The sequence below is a fragment of the Gordonia sp. NPDC057258 genome (assembly GCF_042668985.1).
Lineage (GTDB): Bacteria > Actinomycetota > Actinomycetes > Mycobacteriales > Mycobacteriaceae > Gordonia > Gordonia hongkongensis.
The window spans coordinates 1-1,358 of record NZ_JBHUXZ010000086.1 but is presented as its reverse complement, the minus strand read 5'-3'; the positions used below and the strand labels follow the sequence as shown (position 1 = coordinate 1,358).

At 61.7% G+C, this 1,358-nt stretch carries 1 protein-coding gene; it reads left to right on the top strand.

What is annotated here, in order from left to right:
• Nucleotides 1-53 precede the first annotated feature (53 nt).
• Nucleotides 54-1,354, top strand: a protein-coding gene (locus ACFUEJ_RS24195; RefSeq protein WP_139362977.1) for an IS3 family transposase whose coding sequence is annotated in 2 segments (ribosomal slippage) — nt 54-327 and nt 327-1,354 — 1,302 coding nt in all. Because the reading frame shifts where the segments join, the coding sequence is not laid out codon by codon here.
• Nucleotides 1,355-1,358 lie beyond the last annotated feature (4 nt).

Sequence of the window (1,358 nt, the reverse complement as noted above, 5' to 3'; positions counted from 1 at the left end):
TGAATCACCCCTGGTTTGATGCCGCTTCCTTCTGAGTCAGGAAGGATGAGCTCATGCCTAAAAAGATCGATCCAGAGGTCCGTTCGAGGGCTCTGCGGTTGCTGGAGGCCCACGGCGGCGAGTACACGTCGTTGACTGCCGCTGCCGAAGCGATCGCTAAGCAGGTCGGTGTCGGCGGGGAGACGGTACGTAGGTGGGCCGTGCAGGCGCAGGTCGATGCCGGCGCCCGCTCCGGGACCACCTCGAAGGAGTCCGCCGAGATCAAGCGTCTCAAGGCGGAGAACAAGCAGTTGCGAGAAGACGTTGCCATTCTGAAGGCGGCGACAACTTTCTTCGCGGGGGAACTCGACCCCCGCAACCGATGATCGTGGCGTTCATAGATCAGATGCGCAGCAACGGTTTTGCGGTCGAGTCGATCTGCCGGGTCCTGCGTGAGCAGGGCTGCATGGTTGCCGCACGAACCTACCGGGCATGGCGAACACGAATGCCTGCTGCTCGTACCGTCTCCGACGCTCACGTCGTCGATGCGGTGCGCAATGTCGTCTGGCGCACCGATGACGACGGCCGACGGAAGATGACTCCCGAGGGCCTCTACGGGCGGGTGAAGATGCGCGCCCATCTGCACCGCACAACACTGCCTGGGGTGTCCTACGGCGCTGTTGATCGAGCAATGAAAATGCTAGGCCACAACGGAATTCGAAGATCCAAAGGGGTCCGCACGACCGTCCGCTCCGCTGACGGTGTACGCGCGGAGGATTTGCTGAACCGACAGTTCAGTGCCGCCGAACCCAACCGGGTCTGGGTGACCGATTTCACCTACTGCCGGACATGGGCCGGGTGGGTGTACGTGGTGTTCATCATCGACGTGTTCTCCCGTCGAATCGTGGCGTGGCACGCATCGACATCGAAGACAGTCGAGCTGGTGACGGTCCCGCTTCGGATGGCGCTGTGGCAGCGCAAGCGGGAAGGGCATCCGGTGAAAGCTGCTGAGCTGATTCACCATTCAGATGCCGGAAGTCAGTACACATCGGTTACACTGACTGAACGTCTGCGACTCGAAGACATCGCCGCGTCGATCGGAACGGTCGGGGACGCCTACGACAACGCGCTGGCCGAGTCGGTGAACGGCTTGTACAAGACCGAGTGCATCCGGACCACGATCTTCCACTCCGGTCCGTACAAGACAGTCTCCGACGTCGAGTTCGCGACCGCTGGTTGGGTCGACTGGTACAACAACAGCAGGCTGCACTCGAGTATCGGCCAGATCCCCCCGACCGAGCTCGAAACGCTTCACTACGCTGGCCTCGGCCCCGAGGACCAGCCCACATTGGAGGCGGCACAGAACCTAGGGTGATTCA